We start from the raw sequence: 15,554 nt of genomic DNA, 5'->3' as shown, positions 1-15,554 counted from the left end.
GCAGTCCTGTGGATGGCGGGGAAAGCGGCGGTCGCGGCCGGACAGGTGCTGCTGCAGGTGTGGCCGGTGACGGTGAGTGCGGCGGCCGTCGTGGCGGGCTGCGGAGTATGGCGGGTCGTCCGCGCGGCAGGGAGGAAGCGTCTGCGGGCCACCCGACTGGCGGCACTGCGCATCACAGCGGCGGAGCCGGCTGACGCGCTGGGCCCAGGATGGCGTACTCGTCGAGCACCTGGTGCGCTTGCCCGGACGCCGTCGGGTACCAGCGCGGCGAGAGCGTGGGGGAGGCCCATGGTTCTCCGGAGCCATCACCCTGGTGCGCGATCTCGCACAGCTCACCTTCGGCACTGCCGAGGGTCCGGTGCCGGCGCCGCCACCGATCAGGGAGATGCTGCAGTGTTCGGAGCTCCGCGGGTCCATGGATCCTCAGAGGGTGTGGTGGTCCAGGGGGCGGAGGGTGACTGGGCCGGACACTCGATGACCTTTGCCGAGTGGTTGTAGCGCTGCCTGATCGGCGAGGAGGTGGCCGGTTGGGACAGCGCCGCCTTCAGCCTCGGTCTGCTTGGGCTGGAGTGACCCGCCCGCAGGATTGGGCCAGCGCACCCGCGAGGCGTAGGGCCTGTCGCGCGGGATGTGACCAGCCGGGACGCCGTCGTATCTCCGGTTCAACAAGCGCCACTGCGTCCGATCCGAGTCAGGCTGTGGGCGAGGCGGGCCATGGCCGACTCGATCGCCCGTCAGCATCGGTGGGGCGTTGGGTCTGCTCATCGGATGCTCGCTGCCGGGTTGGCAACAAGGGTTTGCCCGCGATGGCGGCGGCTGGATGAGCGGAGGAGTGCTGAAAAGCAACCTAAAAGGGTTTCGCAAGGTGGGGGCGGGCTGATGAGGTGTCACGACGGATGCGTGACAGCCGACGTCGTCAGCCGTGATGTTCAGGACGACGGCGCCGTGGACCCCCTGATGACCACACGGCAGGGCTGGGCCTCGATCCCCGAGCGCGCCGCCCCGGCGATCGCGGTGAACAAGGCATGCGCGGCAGCACGTCCGACCTGTTCCAGATTCATGTCGATGCTGGTCAGCGGCGGGCGGGAGGCGGAGGTCAGGACGTGCCAGTTGTCGAAGCCCATGACCGACACGTCGTCCGGCACCCGGTGGCCGCGCTCGCGCAGTACGTCCATGACGCCGCGGGCGATCTGATCGCTGCCGCACAGCACGGCGTCAACCTCCGGGTGCTGGTCGAGCAGCAGTGCGGTGGCCGCCCGACCCCAGCCCTCCGACCACGCCCCGAACCGTGGTTCGCCGATCAGGGTGAGACCGGCGTCGGCGAGCGCGGCCCGCGCCCCTTCGGCCCGCTCCCGCGCCGCGAGGTACCCGGGGTCGCCGGTGATGTGCGCGATCCGGGTACGGCCGCAGGCGAGCAGGTGCTCCACCGCGATCCGGCCGGCGCCGACGCTGTCGGGGACGATGGACAGATCCGCGGGGTCGTCCGACGGCGCGTACGCGTAGACGACGGGGACGGGCAGTTCGCGGCCCAGGGACGGACGGGGGTCGGTCCGGCTGCCCACCACGATGAGGCCGTCGACCCGGCGTCCGAGCAGCGCGCGGACGTGGTGCTGTTCGCGGATCGTGTCGCCGCGGGCGTCGCAGAGGAAGACCGCGACCTCGCCCGCTCCGAAGGCGTCCTCGGCGCCCATGAGGATCGGGATGCTGAACCGGCCCTCCAGGTCGCTGGTGAGCAGACCGACCGTGCCGGTCCGCCCGGCGAGCAGGCCGCGCGCCAGCTGATTGGGCCGGAACGCCAGCCGCTCGGCCGCCTCGACCACCCGCTCCCGTGTTGCGGCGCGCACCTGGCTGCGGCCGTTGAGGGCCTTGGACGCGGTGGCGATGGACACGCCTGCCAGCCGGGCGACGTCGCTGAGCGTGGCGGGATGCGAACGAGGGCCGCCTGAGGCCGGTGTCATGGATGTTCTCCTCATCTCGCGTCGCGTGCCGAGGATGTCGGGGGTGGCACGTCGCGCGTAAAACCGTACGCGAGAAGTTTCGGCGGCGGTTGTGGACAGGGTGCTTCGCCAGGTTTCGGTGACTCCCATGTAGTCGTCGTGGCAAGGGCATTGACGGGCGTCGGGCCGAGTCCTAGCTTTCTGAAAGGGTTTTCGGTCTGTTTCCCAGGCGGGCGTTCGTCGCTGGATCCGGTCCTGGAAGCCCGCCACTGAAGGTCGTTGCGAAGGCCAGCCGCTGAAGATCGTCCCGGAAGTCGGTCCCAGAGTTCAGCGCCACAACATTTCATCGTCCCGACCCGCGGGCGCGCTCGGCGCCCGCCGCCATGCAAGGGGGATCGCCATGGGGAACACGGCCGGACCGCGTGGACGCGTGCGCCGCCTCGTCACGGGTGCCGTCGCGTTGCTCGCCGCCGCGAGCCTGGCGACGGCATGCGGATCGGGGGAGGGCGGTTCCAGCGGCGGGGGAGGCGGGGGAGCCGGGGACGCGAACGGTGTCGACGACGGCGCCACGTTGACGATGTGGACGCGTGCGGCGACCCGGCCGCAGAGCGAGGCACTGGTCAAGGCGTACAACGCGAGCCACAAGAACAAGATCGAACTGACCGTGATCCCCACCGACGACTACCAGGCCAAGATCGGTGCGGCCGCCGGATCCCGCGACCTCCCCGACCTCTTCGCCTCCGACGTGGTGTTCGTTCCGAACTACACCTCCAGCCGGCTCTTCGCCGACCTCACCCAGCGCATCGACGCCCTGCCCTTCGCCAAGTACCTCGCCCAGTCGCACATCAAGGCGGGCACGTACGAGGGGAAGAAGTACGTCGTACCGCACACCCTCGATCTGTCCGTGCTCTTCTACAACAAGGAGCTCTACCGGCAGGCGAAACTCGACCCCGCCAAGCCACCCACCACCCTGAGCGAGTGGGACCGCCAGGCGCGGGCCGTGGACGCGCTCGGCAACGGCGTCAACGGAACCTTCTTCGGCGGCAACTGCGGTGGCTGCGGCGTCTTCACCTGGTGGCCGTCCATCTGGGCCGGCGGCGCGGAGGTGCTCAACAAGGAAGGCACCGAGGCGAATCTCGACTCGGACACCGCCAAGAAGGTCTACGCGACCTACCAAGGGTGGGTGCGGGACGACATCGTGGCCCCCGGAGCACGCGAAGAGACGGGCACGACCTGGACCGGGGTCTTCCCGAAGGGGAAGGTCGGCGTCATGCCCATGCCGTCGACCACCCTGGGGCTGATGCCCAAGAACCTCGACCTCGGAGTCGCGCCCATCCCCGGCCCCGACGGCGGCAAGTCCACCTTCGTGGGCGGTGACGCCATCGGTATCGCCGCCACCAGCAGGTCGGCCGACCAGGCCTGGAACTTCCTCGCCTGGTCACTGGGCGACAAGGCGCAGGTCGATGTGGTCGCCGCGCACAAGGACGTGGTGGCGCGCACCGACCTCGCGTCCAACAAGTACTCCGACGCGGACCCGCGGCTGGTCACGATCAACCAGCTCGTGGCGTCCGGCCGCACCCCGTACGCACTGAAGTTCGGCCAGACCTTCAATGACCCCAACGGACCCTGGCTGACCTTGATGCGCAATGCCGTCTTCGGAGACGGGGCATCCGTCGACAAGGACAACAAGGCGGTCACCGCCTCGCTGGCCGACTGAGCGGCACCGCACGTCGGCGCACGCTCCCGGCACCGGCCCCTCCGACACCCCCTCCCACGTCCCACGGCAGAGGAGAGTCATGCAGGTGAAGGCAGCCGACCCGGCGGCGGCCGGACCCACGACCCGGCCGCAACGCCGGGCCCGCCCGTCCCGCGCCACCGCGCCACCGCGCCCCTGTGGCGCTCCCGCACGGTCCAAGGGCTCGGCTACGCCGCCCCCACAGCCGTCTTCGTCACCGTCTTCTTCCTGCTGCCCCTGCTGCTCTCCGGCCAGATGTCGCTCAGCGACTGGCCACTGCTCGCGGGCGACCAGGGCGCCAACGCCCCCGAGAACTACACCGACGTCACCGACAGCACCCTGTTCTGGCCCGCCGTACGCTTCAGCCTCCTCTACACCGTGATCGTCACGGTCCTCCTCCTCGCCCTGGCACTCCTGCTCGCCCTGCTCGTGCAGGAATCCCGCCCCGGCTCGGGCTTCTTCCGCACGGTCTACTTCCTGCCCGGCGCCCTGGGACTGGCCTCCGCCTCCCTGCTGTTCTGGGGCCTGTACAGCCCCACCACCGGCCCGCTCAGCCGCATTGCGGAAAAGCTCGGACTCGTCGACGATCCGGTGTCCTTCCTCGGCACGCCGACCTCCGCCCTCCTGTCGACGGTGTTCCTCATCGTCTGGAAGTTCGCCGGCTTCTACATGCTGATCCTGCTCGTGGGCCTCCAGCGCATCCCCCACGAGGTGTACGAGGCGGCGCGGATCGACGGCGCGAGCCGCGGCCAGATCTTCCGCAGCATCACCCTGCCGCTGCTGCGGCCATCCCTCGCCCTGTCCCTGCTGCTCTGTGTGACCGGATCGCTGCTCGCGTTCGACCAGTTCTTCGTCCTCACCAAGGGCGGACCGGACAACAGCACCGTCACCGTCGTGCAGTTGATCTACCGCGAGGCGTTCCAGCGCCTGGACCTCGGCACCGCGGCGGCCCTCTCGATCATCGTGCTGGCCGCGCTGCTCCTCCTCAACGTCGCGCAGTTCCGCGCTCTGCGCCGCGCCGACGAGTCATGAGCCACACCACCGGCAGAAGGGACACCACGGTGCTCACCCGCGCCCACGGCCGGATGCCCCACTACCTCGTCGCCGGAGGGCTGGCCGTCATCTTCCTCTTCCCCCTGCTGTGGAACGCCTGGGCATCGGTCAGCGCTCAGCCCGGCACCGCACAGCAGTCCGGCTACGGCTTCGGCAACTACCGCACGCTCCTCGAGTACGACGCGGGCCTGTGGCGCTACCTCCTCAACAGCACCGTCGTCGCAGCGCTCACCGTCGCCCTGACCCTCGCGGTGTCGCTGCTCGGCGGATACGCCTTCGCCCGCTTCGACTTCCCGGGCAAGAACCTCCTGTTCCTGCTGACGCTGGCCATCCTCATGGTCCCCTACGCCACGCTCCTCATCCCGCTCTACGTGCTGCTCGGCAGGCTCCACCTGCAGAACTCACTGATCGGACTGAGCCTGGTGCTGGCCATGTTCCAACTGCCTTTCGCCACCTTCATGATGCGGATCTCCTTCGAAGCGGTGCCGCGCGAACTGGAGGAGTCCGCACTCGTCGACGGGTGCGGCACGGCGGGCGCTCTGCGCCGGGTCCTCCTCCCAGCGGTACGACCAGGGCTGATCACCGTGGGCCTCTTCGCCTTCCTCGCGGCCTGGAACGACTTCATCGCACCCTTGATCCTCATCTCGGACAGCGAGAAGGCACCCCTGCCGCTGGCCGTCGCGAACCTGCGGCAGCAGAGCATGGGCGCCGTCGACTACGGGGCCACCGAGGCGGGCGTGGTGGTCCTCGCCGTGCCCTGCCTCCTCGTCTTCCTGCTGCTGCAACGGCACTACGTACGGGGCTTCATGTCGGGCGCGCTCAAGGGCTGAGACGCGCACCTGCCGCATGCGCACGACCAACGACCGAAAGGACGAACCGAAGGCATGAACTGGTGAGAGAGAACACGCAGGGTTCATTCGTCCTGCCGGTGGCGCCGACCCGGGGCCGGCTGCGCCCCCTCGGTCTCGACGAGGTCAGGATCACCGGGGGCTTCTGGGCCCGGCGCCGGCAGATCAACGCGATGGCCACACTCGACCACTGCCGGGACTGGATGGAACGTGTCGGCTGGATCGGCAACTTCCGAGCCGCCGCCGAGGGCCGGATCCACAAAGACCGGCGCGGCCGCGAGTTCGCCGACGCCGACGTCTACAAACTGCTCGAAGCCATGACCTGGCAGGACGGGCGGCGTGCCGACACCGCGCCGGACACGGGGATCGCCGCACTCACCGAAGCCATCGCCCCGGCCCAGGAACCGGACGGCTACCTGAACACCGCCTTCGGCCGTTCCGGCCAGCAGCCCCGCTACAGCGACCTCGCATGGGGCCACGAACTGTACTGCTACGGACACCTCATCCAGGCGGGTGTGGCCCAGACCCGGGCCAGGGGCGAGGGCGAGCTGGCGAAGATCGCCCGGCGGGCCGCCGACCACGTGTGCGCCACCTTCGGCCGAGGCGGCAACGAGGGAGTCTGCGGACACCCCCAGATCGAGACGGCCCTGGTCGAACTGGCCAGGGCGACGGGGGAGCAGCGCTACCTCGACCAGGCCGCGCTCTTCGTCGACCGCCGCGGGCACGGCACACTTGCCGACATCGAGTTCGGCAGCGCCTACCACCAGGACGACATGCCCGTCCGGGAGGCCACCGTTCTGCGCGGCCACGCCGTCCGCGCCCTCTACCTCGCGGCAGGCGCCGTCGACGTGGCCGTGGAGACCGGGGACGACGCCCTGCTCGCTGCGGTGATACGGCAGTGGGAGGCCACCGTCGCCCGGCGGACCTACCTGACCGGCGGCATGGGCTCACACCACAGGGACGAATCCTTCGGCGACGACTTCGTACTGCCGCCCGACCGCGCCTACTCGGAAACCTGCGCCGGCGTCGCCTCCGTGATGCTCAGTTGGCGGCTGCTCCTCGCCACCGGCGAGCCGCGCTTCGCCGACCTGATGGAGCGGACCCTGTTCAACGTGATCGCGACCTCCCCGTCCGAGGACGGCCGGGCCTTCTTCTACGCCAACACCCTGCACCGGCGGCGCCGGGGCACCGTACCCCCGGCAGACGCCGAGAGCCCGCGCGCCGAATCGAGCCTGCGCGCACCCTGGTTCGCGGTGTCCTGCTGCCCAACCAACGTGGCGCGGACCCTGGCAGAGCTGCCCGCGTATCTGGCGACGGCGGACGACCACGGCATCCAACTGCACCAGTACGCCGATGCGGAGATCGCCACCTCCCTCGCAGGCGGCCACGGCGTCGCGCTGCGGGTCCGGACCGACTACCCGTCCGCAGGGAGCGTGACCGTGCGGATCGGACGGTCCCCACACCACCCCTGGACCCTGTCACTCCGCGTCCCCGCGTGGACCGAGGGCACCACCGCGTGGCTGGTCGACGCAGACGGAGCACGCCGCGCAGTGGCACCGGGCACGGCCACGGTCACCCGCATCTTCCGGCCCGGTGACGAGATACGACTCGAACTGCCCATGGCACCGCGCTGGATCGGGCCCGACCCGCGCATCGACGCGGTGCGCGGCACCGCGGCCGTCCAGCGCGGGCCGCTGGTGTACTGCGCCGAGTCGGTGGACCTGCCGGGCGGACACGAAGCCGACGTCGTACGAGTGGACCCGTCCGCCGAGCCGCAGGACGGCCCGGACAACACCGTCGTCGCACCTGGCGAACTCGCCGTACCGGGCCAACCGGGCGACGCTGCTTGGCCGTACCGGCCCCTCGACCGAGCCGCCGCTCCCGCCGCCGCGCGCGCGGGGATCGTCCTGGTGCCCTACCACTTCTGGGCGAACCGCGGGCCTTCGACGATGCGCGTGTGGCTGCCGACGGCGGAACGCGCGGCACCGTGATCGGGAGGTAGTGATGGCCGACTCCGGGGGGCCAGCCGTCTGGGTGAGCCGAGGAAGACGCCATGGACCCGTACCACCTCCGTAGGCCGCTGCTTGCGAAGCATCTCCGCCCGGAGGCCGGAGTGGCTGCTGTCCGACGGACGCTGCCGGCGGTGGTCGCGGGCGGCTGCAACCTGTCCACCTGTCCGGCTTCCCCGAGGCTGCGCCTGGCGCGATGGAGCATGTTGTGGGTGTCAGGGGTGTGCACCTCGGTCTCGACACAAGCGGTGGGGGCCTCGGTGCCGGCACGCGGAGTCTCGGCGAGGGTGGTGTCGGTTTCGACGTCGGGCAGGCCGCGATCAGTGCGGCTGCGGCGGCATGCGCACTGTGGTGGTGGGGATCGAGGGTGAGGGCGTCACGGGCGGAGCGTTGGACGAGACGCGGCGCACCCGCTACGAGACGGGCGCCGACTTCCACCACGGCCTGCTCCAACTCGCCTGCGGCATCGTCTGCCTGAAGCGACTCCGAACCTCGTCTTGAAACGATCAGTTACCCAGATGCATCGCATGGTGTCTCTATGGGGCCGGTGAGTCGGGCAGTGGCGTCAGGCGACTGATGCCACAGCCCGGCACCGCAGCAGCCGGCCTGGTTGAGCAGGACACGTCTGTGCTTGATTCCGGCGTCCTGGTCGCGGGCGGCACGCTCATGCGCATCCCGTTCGGAGGCCTTCGCGCGGTCAGCGGTGATGAGGTCGGGAGAGCGCCGCCTTGCCTGCCGGGTCCAGCCGTCCGTCAGAACGGTCTCGCGCACGTCCGGGCGTGGCGCGTGGGCTCGATCACAACCTCCTTGACGCTTGCAATAGGCAAGTGAGACGCTTGCTGTGTCAAGTAAATGCCCCGTCCTGTCCAAGACGTCAGGTGGGGTCCAGTCACCGGCTGTGCGCATGAGGAACCCATGATCTTCCTGAAGATCGGGACCCTATGTACGGCCGCCAGGTCCAGCTCAGTGGCATCTCCATCGCCGCGTGCGCAACGGCCAGTCCACCGACCACTGGTCGGAAGTGAGCTTCGGTGGTTCCTGGATCACACAGCGACGACTCTCTCCCGAGACCGTCGTCCCCAGCACGGAGTAGCGCCGCGCGGCCACTTTTCCCGGCCTAGGTGCACTGCTCCGGCCAGGGCTGGGTCCCCGGACACGATCCCAGGGCACCGCACATGATTCAGGAGCAGCACATGACAATCCACGCGGCCCGGGCCTTGTCCCGGCCCTTCAGCCTGGGGCGACTGACCGTCCCCAACCGGATCACCATGTCCCCGATGACCCGCTCGCACTCGCCTGGAGGAATCCCAGGCGAGGACGTAGCCGCCTACTATGCGCGCCGCGCCGCGGGCGGGGTGGGGTTGATCATCACGGAAGGCACCTACGTCAACCACCCATCCGCTGGTGAAGACGCCGCAGTCCCCCGGTTCCACGGGGAGGAGCAACTCGTCGGCTGGAGCCGGGTGGCCGACGCGGTACACGCCGCAGGCGGACGCATCGTGCCGCAACTCTGGCACATCGGAATGGTGCGCGAACCAGGAAAACCGCCGTTCGAGAGCGCGCCCCCGGTGGGCCCGTCCGGCCTCACACTCACCGGTAGCAGCGGCGGTCACGCCATGGCCCGCGCGGACATCGACCAGGTTATCGGCGCCTTCGCGCAAGCGGCCGCGGACGCGGAGCGGATCGGCTTCGACGGCGTCGAAATCCATGGCGCCCACGGCTACCTCATCGACCAGTTCCTCTGGTCCCACACCAACCGGCGCACCGACAAGTACGGCGGCGACCCCGTCGCGCGGACACGGTTCGCCACCGAGATCGTGCAGGCCATCCGGGAGAAGGTCGCGCGGGACTTCCCGGTCATCTTCCGTTTTTCCCAGTGGAAGGGGTACAACTTCGATGCCCGGCTGGCCGACACCCCCGACGAGCTTCAAGCCGTGCTCACCCCCATAGCTGATGCAGGCGTCAGCGCGTTTCACGCCTCCACCCGCCGCTACTGGGAGCCGGCGTTCGAGGGATCCGACCTCAACCTCGCGGCTTGGGCGAAGAAGCTCACCGGCAAGGCGACCATCGCCGTCGGCTCGGTCGGCCTCGACGGTGACCTCACCACGGACAATGCCGAGCCGGCCGGGTTGGAACGGCTCGTCGAGGGACTGGAGCGCAATGACTTCGACCTCGTCGCGGTGGGCCGTGCGCTCCTGGCCGATCCCGAATGGGCCAGAAAGGTGTTGGACGGCCGGGTCGAAGGCTTCGTCCCGTTCACAAAGGAAGCGGAAAAGACTCTGTACTGACTGTGCGACGATGTTGGGGACGTGGGCTCTTCGCACCAGTAGCGGCTGTCGTGACGCCCGGGAGCGCTACGGTCCTGGTCGACGACCGGGTACCCAGGCTCTGATAGAGGCCCTGATCGCCGAGACATTGAAGCCGCGAAGGGGGAGACAGAAGTCAAGCCCTGCCCGGCGCCCAAGGACCTGGACGGACTGCGCCGACAACTCAGCAGCATTGAACGACGTATTGATGTGCTGCAGCGAAACCGGAGGGCGATAGGTGCGTATCTACGTGCCTGCGACGAGTCTCCTACGACCGCGGCGGTCATCAGCGCGCTGGGCCAGCTGCCGCGTGACGGCGGGAATTCGCGAGACTCTGCAAGAAGAATCGGTACCGTCGTGAAGTTCCGCTCTGGGACGGACTTGAGGCGCCGTTTCTTATGGGCTTCTGCCAGTGGGCCACGGTAATGCGCTACCGGTCGATGTCGGCGGCGCGGCGTCGTCGCGCCGCGCGTGCGTGCCTCCGCGCTGTCGGCCGCCCGAGGCGGCCGCCTCCGGCGGCCGATGGTGCAGATGACCTACCGCTCTCTCATGCCCGTTCGTCGCAGCGATCGCGGTGCCGCATCGGGGGCGGTGATGTCCGGCACCCCCGGACCCGGCCGTATGTGTCTGCCCGACGCCGTCCATGAAGGCGGCGCTTCACAGGGTCTTGATGAGGCCGCCGTCGATGACGAAGTCGGCGCCGGTGATGTTGGCGGTGCGCCGGCCGGCGAGCATCACGATGAGGTCGGCGACCTCGTCGGGGCGAGTGAAGCGGCCGGTCGCGAAGCCGCCGAGGCTGTCGACGATCTGCTCGCGCGCGGTCTCCTTGTCGACGCCCATCGCGTTGCCCACACTCGCGGCCATGCCGCCCTCGGCGAGCCACATGTCGGTTTCGACCGGTCCGGGACTGATGGTGTTGACGCGGACGCCCTGGGGGCCGACCTCCTTGGACAGGGCCTTGGAGAAGTTGGTGAGTGCGGCCTTGGAGACGGTGTAGTCGATGATGCCGGGGTCGGGCAGGAAGGCGTTGACCGAGCTGACGGTGACGATCGCGCCCTTGCGCTCGATCAGCGACGGCAGTGCGGCGCGTACCGCTCGGATCGCGCTGAAGAGGTTGGCATTGAGGGTCGCCGTCCAGTCCGCGTCGGTGACCGAGAGGACGCCGCCGAGCCGTGGGGTCAGGACCCCGATGTTGTTGACGAGGATGTCGATGCCGCCGAAGCGCTCCTGCGCGGCGGTCACCAGGGCCTCCATGCCCTTCGCGGTGGACAGGTCACCGGACACCGGGAGCACGTCGTATTTCTCGGCGAGCATGTCCAGGTCGGCGCTGCCGTTGCGTGAGCCGGCGGCCACTTTGACGCCTTCGGCGGCCAGTGCGCGGACCGCGGCGAGTCCGATGCCCCGACTGGCTCCGGTGACCACGGCGACCTTGTTTTCCAGCTGCATGTCCATGGTGTTTTCCTTGTCTGGGCTTTGTTCCGTATGTGTGCAGAAGGAGGACTGGCAGGACGCGGTGGCCGTTCTGCGTCAGGTCTCCGGCATGGGGTCCATGATGTGGTCGGCGCCCGATCGGCGGCGGGCGGCGATTCAGGCGACGGCGCCTACGGAGTTCGCGATGGCGGCGGCGGCCTTCTCGAGGTGGGGGGTGAGCTGGTCCTCGGTCTGCCCGTTGACCGAGATGAATTCGACGTCGGTGATGCCGAGGAAGCCGAGGACGCCGCGGATGTAGGGCTCGTGGAACTCCAGCGGGGCGAAGCGCGGGTCGCTGAAGTCGCTGCCGGACGAGCGCAGGATGACGGCCTTCCTGCCGCTCAGCAGTCCCTGCGGGCCTTCCGCGTTGAACGTGAAGGTGCGGCCGGCCATGCAGATCTGGTCGATCCATGCCTTGAACGAGGCCGGCACGTTGAAGTTGTAGACCGGGACGCCCAGGGCCAGGACGTCGGCCGCCTTGACCTCGGCGATCAGTTGCTCGGCGGCGCTGACCGCGGCATGGGAGTGGGTGTCGTGGATCTCGGCCGGGCCGAACACTCCGCGTACCCAGTGCTCGCTGACCAGATTCGGCACGTCGGCCGTCACATCGCGGTAGGTCACGGTGCCGTCCGGGTTCTGGGCCCTCCACGCCTCGGCGTACTGGGCGGAGAGGCGGCGGCTGACGGAGCCGAAGCCGGTGCTGCGGGCGCTGGAGTCGATGTGGAGCAAGTGAGTCATGGGGTTTCCGTCCTGGTTAATGGATTGTTCAATCCAGAATTGAGATGCGGCGAGGTCCGGTGACCCTGCATCGGCGAGCCTAACAGGTTCTGGATTGAACTATCAAGAATGTTGGTGCGAGGCGGGCGCGCGGAGTTTTCGCAGGTCAAGGTGCAACTGGATTCGCCGCGCGATCGAGTCGAACCCTGTGACCGTCTTGGGTTGCCTTCTGGATCACCTGTCGAAGGCAGGGGAGGAGGCGGCGCGGTGGTCACCGGCTCCCCGTGCTTGATCGGCTGCAGGGAGCCGGCGGCCGTCGGCACCACAGGTGGGGGATCCCGGGCGCCGGTCCTGGGCGAGCGTGCCAGGGCGCGGGGCCGGCAGGAGCCGGAGGCTGCTCCTGGGGTCTGTTCTCGTGGTGGTCGACGTGCGGTGGTCTGCCGGACGGATGGGCCGGTCAGCGCCGCCGGCTCGCCGCACCAGGGGTGTCCCGCTCGCGGGGGTGACGCGGCTGCGCGGGCTGGCGCCTGCGCAGCCGCGTCCCGCACCGGCTGTGCTGGCCGAAGGGCTTTTGGTGCCTCGCACGCCGATCGACTGCAGAGAATGGGCCAGCTGGTCCGGCTGCTACGGGCGGACGCCGAACGGCCCGAGCTGTCCGGCGTCGATGCGCAGCGACTCAAGCAGCGCGAAGGCGTTGTCGACCGTGAAGACGTCGGCGGCGGCCAGGGTTCCGGTGTACTTGGCGATCACCGGGTCTGCGGCTTGCTGGGCGACGGCGTCGAGGTAGGTCTTGAAGATGGCCCAGGAGTTTCCGGTGGGTCCGTACTTCTGGAAGTAGGGCGTGGGGTCCACCGTGGCCGAGGCGTTGCGTACGGAGGCGTCCAGGTCCGCCATGTACCGCTTCTGTATGTCGCCGTCGGCGCGGACTCCCAGGCGTCCGAGGTGGCCGCCGACCAGGGTCTTCCACGGGTCGTCCATGGCCACGTCGTGCGCCTTCAGCCAGGCGGGGATGTCCTGGGAGACGGCGAGGTTCTTGAACGGCACCCAGCCGGGGTATAGCACGTCCACGACCATCAACGTCGCCTGGTCGGGGGCGTAGATGAAGATGTTGTCCGGCGAGTGGTTCGGGCCGTGGTGGGCGAGCTCCAGTCGCTCGCCGTCCACCTTCAGGACGTAACGGTCGTCGAACGTCACCGTCGGGGCAGGGCGGTTGGGATCCCGGTCCAGGCGCAGCAGGCGGCGGGTCTCAGTGTGGCCGATGCGCACGACGTCCTTGCCCAGGATGGCCGAGGCTCCGATGTGGTCGGCGTGGGAGTGGGAGTACACGAGGTGCGTGACCTTGCCGGGCATGCCGTTGGCCCTGGTCACCTGCTCGATGGCGCGCAGCAGGTTGTGTCCGATCGTGGGTGGGGCGTCGACGAGCACGACACCCTCACGGGTGCTCAGGAACATGGCCTGGTAGTACGAGTCGGTCACCCAGTAGAGGTTGCCCTTGATCCGGCCCACGAAGTAGCCGTCCGTGTTGAGTGCGGGCCCGGACGAGCCCGACGGGACGCCGCTGCGGTGCCGGGCAGCGTGCCGCGGGGAACGGCAGCGCCCAGCGCCGCCCGCGTCCGGCACTGCCGCCCATAGTTGTTCGACGAGCCGGTGCATCTGCGGGCCCGCCAGCCCGGTCCATGCCCGCAGGTCGGAAGGGGTGCAGTGGGCGAGCCGCAGGTACATGCCGGTGAGCGTAGCCAGCCAACCCGCATGGGTGCAGGGCCCGTTGTCAGTGGGGCGGGCTACTGTTCCTGCGATTGCTGATCCGGCCTGCGGTCGGACAGGTCTGCAGGTGTTCGGCGCGTCCAAAAAGGAGGTGGAGGGCTCATGACTGCACGTCCGCAGCATGCGCCTTCTGCCTCCGCTGCTGTTCCTGCGCGCCGGTTCCGCGGCAAGAACAAGTCCGAGCGCTGGAAGCGCGGGGCGGACACCGAGCTCGCGGTCATCCGGCTGCCGCTCGATGTGCACCTGCCCGAGGACATTGCCCGGCTCGAGCAGCTGTTTGCGGCTATGTGGTCGGTGAAACGTGCCCTGCAGCGGGATGCTCGTGCCGCGGTCGACGCGTACTGGGCGGGCGATGTCCGGCGTGAGGTGGATGCTGCTGCGTGGCGGGCTGTGCTGGGTCTGTCCCGTGAGGGGACGGAACACCGCGGGTACCGGCACATGGAAAGATCCCGCAACCTCGGGCATCACGTGACGAAGGCGTTGGTGATGCATCAGGCCGACGAGGTGTGGGAGGGCGTCTCCCGGCATCTGTTCCCTGACGCGTCCGGCCGCAGGTCCGGCCGGCCCAGGACGGGATCGTGGTGGGATTACGTCCGGATACCCGGGCGTGCCCGGTCGCACACGACGGCGCGGAAGTGGGAGACGTTCCGTCTCCACGGCACCCTCGCCGGACACCTCACCGCCTACCAGCATCGGAGCCTGGACCCGGAGCCCCTCACGCCCGTGCAGGCGGCCGCGCTGGAGACGGGGACGAAGGTCCTCGAGCAGCCGTGCAGGCTGACCGCGCTGGCCCGGCCGTCTGGCCGTGTCCCGACCGGGGAGACCACCCCGAAGGGAACGCCGAAGACGAGGGCGGCGACGTGGTGGGACCACACCGGGCCGCTCACGCTCATATTCTCCGGCGGTGCGGACTCCCGCCGCGGCGACCTGGTCCTCCCGGTCCGCCTGCCGTCCGGCGCCGGCCGCTGGCCGCGCCTGCTCCACTTCCTGAACGACCCGGACTCCTGGCACAAGGTCGACCTGGTCCGCCGCCGTGACGCATCAGCGCCCGGCGGGTGGGCCTACGAAGCGCACATGATGGTCCTCGCCGGCGGATATGCGTCCCCCGCAACCCGGGCCCGCCGTCAGGCTGCGGCCGGTCTGGACCGGGCCGGAGGCATCGACGGGAACGTGTCGAACCTGTCCGTCGTGTCGTTCCCGGACACGTTCGACCCCGCCGACGGAGACATACGGACCAGCCGGATCGAGCTCACCGACGACGAACGAGACGCGCTCGAGCGAGTCCGGCGGAAGGAACGCGGGCGCAAGCGTGCCCTCGACCGGTCCCGGCGGGCCACCAACCCCGCACAGTACGGCCCGTCGAAACGGCAGCAGGCCCGGGACGAGCGCCGCACAGCAGTCGGACTCCCCGCCCGCACCGTCGCGGTGCCCGGCGGCGCCCGGGACGCGAACAAGGCAGGTGTGCCGCGGCAGGCATACCGGAGTGATGTGCTGTCGGCCGGGTACCGGATGGGCCGCGCCCGCCTGGTCGAGGCTGCGGCGGGCACGGCCGCGGCGAAGGACCAGCGGGCGCGGCGGATCGCCGAACGGGTCGTCGAAGCTCATGGGGTGCGGCTCACGGTCGAGGACTGCGACATCCGCACCTGGTACCGGCTGTGGGGCAAAGCCCTCCAGGCCACCACACCCGGCCGCCTGATCGCGGCGATCGGCCGGGA

Annotated in this window: 11 protein-coding genes; 7 read left to right on the top strand and 4 right to left on the bottom strand. The window is 69.5% G+C overall.

Features of this window, described 5'->3' with window-relative positions:
• Positions 1–929 precede the first annotated feature (929 nt).
• Positions 930–1,958 (bottom strand): LacI family DNA-binding transcriptional regulator, encoded by a 1,029-nt coding sequence (locus tag ACWCQK_RS26145; protein ID WP_451158841.1) that lies wholly within the window; start codon positions 1,956–1,958, stop codon positions 930–932.
• A 379-nt stretch (positions 1,959–2,337) separates the two neighbouring features.
• Here ACWCQK_RS26145 and ACWCQK_RS26140 point away from each other — a divergent pair, with 379 nt between their 5' ends.
• The 6 genes from ACWCQK_RS26140 (at position 2,338) to ACWCQK_RS26115 (ending at position 9,870) form a co-directional block, all read left to right on the top strand.
• Positions 2,338–3,654 (top strand): ABC transporter substrate-binding protein, encoded by a 1,317-nt coding sequence (locus tag ACWCQK_RS26140; protein WP_451158839.1) that lies wholly within the window; start codon positions 2,338–2,340, stop codon positions 3,652–3,654.
• Between the two features lie 273 nt (positions 3,655–3,927).
• A complete protein-coding gene (locus ACWCQK_RS26135) occupies positions 3,928–4,704 on the top strand; it encodes a carbohydrate ABC transporter permease (RefSeq protein ID WP_451158837.1) in 777 nt (258 codons plus the stop codon).
• On the top strand, positions 4,701–5,555 hold the full coding sequence (locus ACWCQK_RS26130) for a carbohydrate ABC transporter permease (RefSeq protein ID WP_451158835.1): 855 nt from the start codon (positions 4,701–4,703) through the stop codon (positions 5,553–5,555). Before ACWCQK_RS26135 ends, ACWCQK_RS26130 begins: the two co-directional genes overlap by 4 nt.
• A gap of 62 nt (positions 5,556–5,617) precedes the next feature.
• A complete protein-coding gene (locus ACWCQK_RS26125; protein ID WP_451158833.1) occupies positions 5,618–7,564 on the top strand; it encodes a glycoside hydrolase family 127 protein in 1,947 nt (648 codons plus the stop codon).
• Between the two features lie 357 nt (positions 7,565–7,921).
• On the top strand, positions 7,922–8,083 hold the full coding sequence (locus ACWCQK_RS26120) for a hypothetical protein (protein WP_451158831.1): 162 nt from the start codon (positions 7,922–7,924) through the stop codon (positions 8,081–8,083).
• Between the two features lie 674 nt (positions 8,084–8,757).
• Complete coding sequence (locus ACWCQK_RS26115; RefSeq protein WP_451158829.1) at positions 8,758–9,870, top strand: NADH:flavin oxidoreductase; 1,113 nt, start codon at positions 8,758–8,760, stop codon at positions 9,868–9,870.
• 675 nt (positions 9,871–10,545) lie between these two features.
• On the opposite strand, the gene ACWCQK_RS26110 is transcribed toward ACWCQK_RS26115, so the two are convergent.
• The 3 genes from ACWCQK_RS26110 to ACWCQK_RS26100 form a co-directional block, all read right to left on the bottom strand.
• On the bottom strand, positions 10,546–11,340 hold the full coding sequence (locus tag ACWCQK_RS26110; protein WP_451158827.1) for an oxidoreductase: 795 nt from the start codon (positions 11,338–11,340) through the stop codon (positions 10,546–10,548).
• 135 nt (positions 11,341–11,475) lie between these two features.
• Positions 11,476–12,096, bottom strand: a complete 621-nt coding sequence (locus ACWCQK_RS26105; protein ID WP_451158825.1) for an FMN-dependent NADH-azoreductase — start codon at positions 12,094–12,096, stop codon at positions 11,476–11,478.
• 603 nt (positions 12,097–12,699) lie between these two features.
• Positions 12,700–13,797, bottom strand: coding sequence for an MBL fold metallo-hydrolase (locus tag ACWCQK_RS26100; RefSeq protein ID WP_451158823.1), 1,098 nt, complete (start codon positions 13,795–13,797; stop codon positions 12,700–12,702).
• A 144-nt stretch (positions 13,798–13,941) separates the two neighbouring features.
• Here ACWCQK_RS26100 and ACWCQK_RS26095 point away from each other — a divergent pair.
• A partial coding sequence (locus ACWCQK_RS26095) for a transposase (protein WP_451158821.1) occupies positions 13,942–15,554 on the top strand: 1,613 nt, incomplete at its 3' end.

The organism is Streptomyces sp. NPDC002306, from assembly GCF_053593435.1.
This window is presented reverse-complemented; position numbering and strand designations above follow the sequence as displayed.

Coding starts and splice junctions, on each gene's coding strand:
- ACWCQK_RS26145 (WP_451158841.1), bottom strand. CDS start 1,958: ATGACACCGGCCTCAGGCGGCCCTCGTTCGCATCCCGCCACGCTCAGC.
- ACWCQK_RS26140 (WP_451158839.1), top strand. CDS start 2,338: ATGGGGAACACGGCCGGACCGCGTGGACGCGTGCGCCGCCTCGTCACG.
- ACWCQK_RS26135 (WP_451158837.1), top strand. CDS start 3,928: ATGTCGCTCAGCGACTGGCCACTGCTCGCGGGCGACCAGGGCGCCAAC.
- ACWCQK_RS26130 (WP_451158835.1), top strand. CDS start 4,701: ATGAGCCACACCACCGGCAGAAGGGACACCACGGTGCTCACCCGCGCC.
- ACWCQK_RS26120 (WP_451158831.1), top strand. CDS start 7,922: ATGCGCACTGTGGTGGTGGGGATCGAGGGTGAGGGCGTCACGGGCGGA.
- ACWCQK_RS26115 (WP_451158829.1), top strand. CDS start 8,758: ATGATTCAGGAGCAGCACATGACAATCCACGCGGCCCGGGCCTTGTCC.
- ACWCQK_RS26110 (WP_451158827.1), bottom strand. CDS start 11,340: ATGGACATGCAGCTGGAAAACAAGGTCGCCGTGGTCACCGGAGCCAGT.
- ACWCQK_RS26105 (WP_451158825.1), bottom strand. CDS start 12,096: ATGACTCACTTGCTCCACATCGACTCCAGCGCCCGCAGCACCGGCTTC.
- ACWCQK_RS26100 (WP_451158823.1), bottom strand. CDS start 13,797: ATGTACCTGCGGCTCGCCCACTGCACCCCTTCCGACCTGCGGGCATGG.